Origin of the sequence: Escherichia sp. 20412-1, assembly GCF_003027595.1 — a bacterium.
Classification (GTDB): Bacteria; Pseudomonadota; Gammaproteobacteria; order Enterobacterales; family Enterobacteriaceae; genus Escherichia; species Escherichia marmotae.
Genome location: NZ_PYQM01000077.1, coordinates 1 through 6,347, shown reverse-complemented (window position 1 = coordinate 6,347; position 6,347 = coordinate 1). Strand labels below are relative to the sequence as shown.

The 6,347-nt window shown below is 47.2% G+C and carries 2 protein-coding genes and 4 pseudogenes; 2 read left to right on the top strand and 4 right to left on the bottom strand.

Annotation, left to right across the window (positions count from 1 at the left end; translation table 11 throughout):
- Positions 1-106: 106 nt before the first annotated feature.
- Positions 107-220: pseudogene (locus C7B16_RS25530) on the bottom strand (IS91 family transposase); the annotation flags it as partial.
- A 273-nt stretch (positions 221-493) separates the two neighbouring features.
- Between C7B16_RS25530 and C7B16_RS23560 the strand changes: the two are divergent.
- Both C7B16_RS23560 and C7B16_RS23555 read left to right on the top strand, forming a co-directional pair.
- Positions 494-922 (top strand): annotated as a pseudogene (locus tag C7B16_RS23560) (DDE-type integrase/transposase/recombinase); the annotation flags it as partial.
- Positions 923-1,611: 689 nt separating this feature from the next.
- Positions 1,612-5,703 (top strand): autotransporter outer membrane beta-barrel domain-containing protein, encoded by a 4,092-nt coding sequence (locus C7B16_RS23555; RefSeq protein ID WP_107180249.1) that lies wholly within the window; start codon positions 1,612-1,614, stop codon positions 5,701-5,703.
- Between the two features lie 103 nt (positions 5,704-5,806).
- On the opposite strand, the pseudogene C7B16_RS23550 reads toward C7B16_RS23555, so the two are convergent.
- The 3 genes and pseudogenes from C7B16_RS23550 to C7B16_RS23540 all read right to left on the bottom strand — a co-directional run.
- Positions 5,807-5,998 (bottom strand): annotated as a pseudogene (locus C7B16_RS23550) (transposase); the annotation flags it as partial.
- A pseudogene (locus C7B16_RS23545) lies at positions 5,999-6,220 on the bottom strand (winged helix-turn-helix transcriptional regulator); the annotation flags it as partial.
- Between the two features lie 30 nt (positions 6,221-6,250).
- Positions 6,251-6,347, bottom strand: a 97-nt coding sequence (locus tag C7B16_RS23540; RefSeq protein ID WP_143192617.1) for a transposase domain-containing protein, incomplete at its 5' end; no start/stop codon positions are given.

Sequence of the window (6,347 nt, the reverse complement as noted above, 5' to 3'; positions counted from 1 at the left end):
GTCTGCGTTTCTCCGGTCCTAAGACATCAATCATCTGTTCTCCAATGACTAGTCTAAAAACTAGTATTAAGACTATCACTTATTTAAGTGATATTGGTTGTCTGGAGATTCTGGGGGCTAGTCTAATCAATACCGGACGCACTGAACCTTCCGGCTGCTTCTCCAGCCAGTTAAGCCAGCGGTTTCCCTGTTGTAAAATATCCGCAAAACGGGGAGGCATGAATTACGCAGGGGGAAGATGTGAGGTGCCGCACTGCGGACAGATAAAGGGATGTATCGTGCACACGGACAGAAAATTTTTCCAGGACATGGGGAGCATGGTGACATTACCGTCGGGCTCACCAACTATCCATACAGTTGTTTCATAATTGCCAGTGGCATCTTCTTCAAACAGGTACGGAATATCTTTCTCCATGCAGTAATCGGCAGCGCTGGCGAAGTCGGGAAAAAACAGCCCGGTTTCATTATCTGTTCCTCCGGCGCAGGGGACCACCCGCCATCGAAACGGGCACATACCGGCAGAGTGACCGTGAAAGAAAGCAATCAGCGATGGTGCTCTGACGGGTTCGAGTTCCGCTGTGATAACGGAGAAAAACTGCGAGTCACGTTCGCGCTGGACTGTTGTGACCGTGAGGCACTGCACTGGGCGGTCACTACGGGCGGCTTCGACAGTGAAACAGTACAGGACGTCATGCTGGGAGCAGTGGAACGCCGCTTTGGCAGCGAGCTTCCGGCGTATCCAGTTGAGAGGCTGACGGATAATGGTTCATGCTACCGGGCTAATGAAACACGTCAGTTCGCCCGGATGTTGGGACTTGAACCGAAGAACACGGCGGTGCGGAGTCCGGAGAGTAATGGAATAGCAGAGAGCTTCGTGAAAACGATAAAGCGTGACTACATCAGTATCATGCCCAGTAAAGAAGGATAGGATAGTTCTCCTGCGGAAATAGTAAAAAAAGTAAAAGAATAGCGATCTGCTAATGGTAAGCTAAGATTTAAATAGGGCTGAGATATGAAAGCCGATTGCTTAAGTCTGATGCGTTTTTTTGATATATCACAAATATTCTTTGTGTAGGAAGGGGATCAAAAATCCCCGAGCAAAACGTCCTGTCAAGCGGGAGAAAATCCGATCTTTTGACCCGTTTGGTGTTCAGGAGTTGCTAAAACGATCGTGAAGCTCTTTCGTGCATAGTTATACAACACGCTGAAAGCAACGATGTCGCATTTTTTCAGTGCCCAGCCAATGTTGGATATTATCGGACGGGTGCTGATTGGGGCTGCCGGACATAAATCTGTTCTTTCTCAGGATTGATAAGCTTAGTTTTAGTCGTCGTCTTTCCTTATGTACTTCGGTATGCCATTGCTTTATGCAATGCATCATTGAAAACATTAGGCATATTAATGAATATCAGTGTTTTCTACTTTGAATGACCATGATTATTTTATATTTCTTCTTCTTGAGTTTTTGGGGGAATAATGGTTTATTTATTATATGTATAAATTATCAAAGGGGTGGTATAAAAAATATATAAGATATACCCAATCTTACTTCATAAATATACAATAATTTAAGTTATGACTGTACTTATTCCAAAGATTTGAGTTATAATCATGAATAAAATATATGCTCTGAAGTATTGCCATATTACAAAAAGTCTAATTGCTGTATCCGAACTGGCTCGCAGGGTCACCTGTAAAAGCTATTGTCGGCTGTCCCGTCGAGTTATTCTTCCTTCTGTTGCCGTTTTATCACTTTCCTCGGCATGGCCGGCGCTGGCGGCCACGGTCAGTGCTGAAATCCCTTATCAGATCTTCCGTGATTTTGCCGAGAATAAAGGTCAGTTCACACAGGGTGCAACAAATATCGCTATTTACGACAAACAGGGTAATCTGGTAGGTAAACTTGATAAAGCTCCGATGATTGATTTCAGCAGTGCCGCTGTCTCCACTGGCAAACTGCAGCCAGGTGATCATACCCTTTACTCCCCTCAGTATATGGTTACCGCTAAACATGTTAACGGCTCTGATACGATGAGCTTCGGATATATTCAAAACACTTATACTGCAGTTGGTACAAATAACAATAACAGCCTTGATATTAAAACCCGTCGTTTGAGTAAACTGGTGACGGAAGTGGCTCCAGCAGAAGTATCTGATGTTGGTGCTGTGAGAGGTGCCTACCAGGCTGGAGGTCGATTTAGTGCGTTCTATCGTCTTGGCGGTGGTCTGCAGTATGTCAAAGACAAAAATGGCAAAACTGAACAAGTGTACACTAACGGAGGTTTTTTGACTGGCGGAACTGTTGGTGGTCTGTGGTCCAATAATACCGGACAGCTGATTACTACGCAGAATGCTAATATTTTTAATCCGGCTCAGGGGCCTCTGGCAAACTATCTTGTTCTAGGAGATAGTGGTTCACCTTTGTTTGCTTATGACTCCTTGCAAAAAAAATGGGTTCTGATTGCCGTCACATCCGAAAAGACTAATAAGGGAAATAACTGGGTCGTCACAACCCAGAGCTTCCTCAGCCAGCAGCCGAAAAATGATTTTGACAAAACCATTGTTTACACCTCTGGTGCAGGTGCACTGCAGTGGAAATATGATGCAGCTAATGGTACTGGTACCCTGACCCAGGGGAATACAAACTGGGATATGCATGGCAAAAAAGGAAATGACCTGAATGCAGGAAAAAACCTACTGTTCACCGGAAATAATGGTGAGGTCGTTCTGCATAATTCTGTTAATCAGGGCGCCGGATATCTGCAGTTTACCGACGATTATACGGTGTCCGCCCTGAACGGCCAGACATGGATGGGCGGTGGAGTTATCACAGATACAGGAGCTCACGTTCTGTGGCAGGTGAACGGGGTGGCCGGTGATAACTTACATAAAGTAGGTGAAGGAACCCTTATGGTAAACGGAACCGGTATGAATGCCGGTGGACTTAAGGTGGGGGACGGCACTGTTATACTCAACCAGCAGACGGATGCTGACGGAAAGGTACAGGCTTTCAGCGCTGTTAATATCGCCAGCGGTCGCCCGACGGTTGTTCTTTCTGATGCCCGGCAGGTTAATCCGGATAATATTTCATGGGGATACCGTGGCGGACGTCTGGATCTGAATGGCAATAACCTCACTTTCACCCGACTTCAGGCTGCCGACTACGGAGCCATCATTACCAATAACAGTGAGAAAAAATCAACGGTAACACTCGATCTCCAGACATTAAAAGCCAGTGACATTAATGTACCGGTTAATTCTGTTAGTATTTGGGGGGACAAAGGAACGCCGGGTGACCTGTATCTTGTAGAGGCTACCGGACAATATTACATACTGAAAGCGAATTCATATTCGTCGCTTTTCTCTGACCTGAATAACAGCAGTGTCTGGCAGAATGTGGGAAAAGACCGTAATAAAGCAATTGAGACCGTGAAGCAGCAAAAAATTGAGGCCAGCAGCCAACCTTATATGTATCACGGTCAGCTAAACGGTAATATGGACGTGAATATTCCACAACTCTCCGGTAATGATGTACTGGCTCTTGATGGCTCCGTTAATCTGCCGGAAGGCTCGATAACAAAGAAATCAGGTTCGCTGATATTCCAGGGGCATCCGGTTATTCATGCAGGAACGACGACCTCAGCCAGCCAGAGCGACTGGGAAAACCGTCAGTTTACGCTGGGCAAACTGAAACTTGATGCAGCAACATTCCATCTGTCCAGAAACGGTCAGATGCAGGGGGATATTAACGCCGCCAACGGAAGTACCGTTATTTTGGGAAGTGACAGGGTCTTTACAGACAAGAATGACGGAACCGGTAATGCAGTATCATCTATTGAGGGTAAAGTTACCGCAGCCACAGCCGGTGACCAGAGTAACTACAGCGGTAATGTGACGCTGGAAAACAAATCGTCCCTGCAAATCCGGGAGAAATTTACTGGTGGTATTGAGGCCTATGACAGCTCAGTGAGTGTGAACTCACAAGATGCTGTTTTTGACCGTGTTGGCAGTTTTATCAACAGCAGCCTGTCTCTCGAAAAAGGGGCAAAACTTACGGTGCAGAGCGGTATTTTCAGTACTGGATCTGTGGATGTAAAAGAAAATGCCTCCCTGACCCTGACGGGGATGCCTTCTGCGGAGAAACAGGGATATTACTCGCCCGTGACGTCAACAACTGAAGGGATTATCCTAGGAGATAAGGCCAGCCTTTCGGTTAAAAATATGGGCTATCTGAGTTCAGATATTAATGCAGTAAATACTGCGGCAACCATTAATCTGGGAGACAGTGATGCTGCCGGGAAGACGGACTCTCCGTTATTCAGCTCCTTAATGAAGGGATATAACGCCGTTCTGAGTGGCAGTATTACGGGAGCACAGAGTACGGTAAATATGAACAATGCTCTGTGGTACTCTGACGGAGACTCAGCGACCAAAGCGCTGAAGGCCACAGGCTCCAGAATTGAGCTGGGTGACGGGAAAAATTTTGCCACTTTACAGGTAAAAGAGCTTACTGCAGATAACTCCACGTTTCTGATGCATACCAACAACAGCCAGGCTGACCAGTTGAATATCTCGGACAAACTGTCGGGTAGTAATAATACAGTCCAGGTTGACTTTTTAAACAAGCCAGACAGTGAAATGAACGTGACGTTAATTACTGCACCGAAAGGGAGTGACGAGAAAACGTTCAAAGCCGGAGCGCAGCTGATAGGTTTCAGTAACGTCACGCCGATAATCAGCACGGAAAAAACGGATAACGCCACAAAATGGGTGCTTACAGGGTATCAGACCGTCGCTGATGCCGGAGTCTCGAAAACCGCAACGGACTTTATGGCATCAGGTTATAAATCCTTCCTGACAGAGGTCAATAATCTGAACAAGCGTATGGGGGATCTGCGGGATACCCAAGGGGATGCCGGTGTCTGGGCGCGTATAATGAACGGTACCGGTTCGGCAGATGGTGGTTACAGCGATAACTATACTCACGTTCAGATTGGTGCTGACAGAAAGCATGAGCTGGATGGTGTGGATTTGTTTACAGGGGTATTGCTGACCTATACGGACAGCAATGCAAGCAGCCACGCCTTCAGTGGTAAAACCAAATCCGTGGGGGGAGGACTGTATGCCTCAGCGATCTTTAATTCCGGAGCTTATTTTGACCTGATTGGTAAATACCTCCATCACGATAATCAGTACACGGCAAGTTTTGCCTCCCTGGGGACAAAAGACTACAGCTCTCATTCCTGGTATGCCGGAGCTGAAGTTGGGTATCGTTACCACCTGTCAGAAGAGGCATGGGTGGAGCCACAGATGGAGCTCGTTTACGGTTCTGTGTCAGGAAAATCCTTTAACTGGGAAGACCGGGGTATGGTGCTGAGCATGAAAGACAAGGACTATAATCCACTGATTGGCCGAACCGGTGTTGATGTGGGCAGAACCTTCTCCGGAGATGACTGGAAAGTCACAGCGCGCGCCGGGCTGGGTTACCAGTTCGACCTGCTTGCGAACGGAGAAACAGTTTTACGGGATGCTTCCGGAGAGAAACGTTTTGAAGGTGAAAAAGACAGCAGGATGCTGATGACGGTAGGGATGAATGCGGAAATTAAGGACAATATGCGTTTTGGTTTGGAGCTGGAGAAATCGGCGCTCGGGAAATATAACGTGGACAATGCGATAAACGCCAACTTCCGTTACTCTTTCTGATAGTTCATGACTGAAAAGGGGCTTATAGCCCCTTTATTATATTGGGGACTTACTTCGGAAACTGACCTTATTCTTCCGTGGGCCTGACTGATGGCTTCCACTATACGAACCGCAGGTTGTTGCGTCCATATGCATGATACATCACTGGATATACCGCATTGATAGCGTCCGGGAAGCCTTTCAGGCCATTTACACAGGCGATGAGGATATCGTTCAGACCGCGGTTTTTCAGTTCAGTCAGCACATTGATACAGAACTTCGCCCCTTCATTTTCGGCCAGCCACATACCCGGCAGTTATGACACTCGTTCATGCCGCACCACCAACACCTCTGACAAATTCAACTCAATCCAGTCCGCCAGTGCAGCAACCTTTTCACTGACCTGCTCACCCAGCGGCGTGAGGCTGTATTCCACATGCGGAGGCACCACCGGATACGCGATACGGTTAAGAAAACCATCCTGTTCTAACGCCTGTAACGACTGCGCAAGCATCTTTTCGCTCACTCCACCCATTTTGTAAGCGTCAACAGAGCGCCGTATTGACACTTATTTATCGGTGAAAACTACGTTCCATGGCAGCAGTTCGTCAACACGGTTGGAGGGCCATTCCGGCAGTACGCTCAGGATATGGCGCAGATACGCT